1 protein-coding gene is annotated in these 747 nt (G+C 47.8%); it reads right to left on the bottom strand.

What is annotated here, in order from left to right; genetic code table 11:
- Nucleotides 1–447: 447 nt before the first annotated feature.
- On the bottom strand, nucleotides 448–747 hold a 300-nt coding region (locus tag E1189_RS24480; RefSeq protein WP_230459884.1), incomplete at its 5' end, for a hypothetical protein.

Below are 747 nucleotides of genomic sequence, written 5' to 3'. Positions count from 1 at the left end.
CAGGTCTGCTTTGCATTCACCCTTAGCCAACACATTTGCACAAAATCCCAAAGCCAGGAGGAAAAAACTAGCGTAGAGGAATCGCTGCTTTTCATAAACCCTTAACACACTCACCCCACAAACCGTCATTACCAAAGGGATGGAAGGTATGGCAATCAACAAGGAAGAAATCAAGTTATTTGAGCCCCAGCGTCTGACAGACGAAGGGGGCGGCGGGCAGGTGAACGAATTTGACTGATCACCGGTGGCACAGGAACAGGAGCGCAGCCTGACCGGTGCCTTAGTGGTTTCTGAGAGCCTGAAATCTTACGGCAGATCCATCGTACTGGGCCGAGCCGATGGGCCACCCACTGAGGCCCAGCAGCTTTTTCCGCTCACTACCCCCACAGATGGGGATATCTACACAGTGGTCATGCATCTTCTGACAGTCTCATAGGATCATTAAAGTTATTTCTCTGAAGTACGCCGTAAGCTGAGTTTGGACATTCCTGTACTTACACTGGTTTCAGTATCATGTGGTTCTCCAGTGCTTTTTTCTCTCCATAGTGTTTGGGAGGTCTGACGGTGTTTCCTATGTTTATTTTCTGCCTCCATGAGAGATGTAATGATTCTGCCGTACTGTAATCTTTTAGGGTCAAAAGGTGGAAGTTTATCTCTTTTGTCTTGTGCAATTTCCAGTGGGCTTTTCGTGCAAGATATCCAGAACTGCCACTTTAATGTTGGATCAGCACCAGCTCCGAGCAACAT

This window comes from Parendozoicomonas verongulae, from assembly GCF_009711465.1.
In the GTDB taxonomy this organism is placed as follows: domain Bacteria; phylum Pseudomonadota; class Gammaproteobacteria; order Pseudomonadales; family Endozoicomonadaceae; genus Sansalvadorimonas; species Sansalvadorimonas verongulae.
The sequence above is the reverse complement of the archived record's forward strand: the minus strand, read 5'-3'. Positions and strand labels throughout refer to the sequence as shown.